The sequence below is a fragment of the Massilia sp. 05N420 genome, assembly GCF_056397205.1.
The window spans coordinates 1-374 of record NZ_JBFTMX010000263.1 but is presented as its reverse complement, the minus strand read 5'-3'; the positions used below and the strand labels follow the sequence as shown (position 1 = coordinate 374).

Annotated in this window: 1 protein-coding gene; it reads left to right on the top strand. The window is 60.7% G+C overall.

The genetic code is table 11. From position 1 onward, the window contains the following. Window positions 1-374, top strand: a 374-nt coding sequence (locus AC1DIX_RS28255; protein WP_477328684.1) for an MFS transporter, incomplete at both ends; no start/stop codon positions are given.

Below are 374 nucleotides of genomic sequence, written 5' to 3'. Positions count from 1 at the left end.
CCGTCATCTACGGCAAGCTCTCCGACATCTTCGGCCGCAAGCCGGTACTGATCGGCGGCATCGTGGTGTTCCTGATCGGCTCGCTGCTTTGCGGCTTTGCCTGGTCGATGACTTCGCTGATCGTGTTTCGCTTGCTGCAAGGGCTTGGCGCAGGCGCCATCCAGCCGGTGACGATGACGATCATCGGCGACCTCTTCAAGCTCGAGGAACGCGGGCGTGTCCAGGGCATCATGGCAACGGTGTGGGCAACCTCGGCGGTGGTCGGGCCTCTCGCCGGCGGCGTCATCGTCGACAATATATCCTGGGCCTGGATCTTCTGGATCAATCTACCGATCGGCGTCTTCTCGATTATCGCCTTCTCGCTGTTTCTGAAG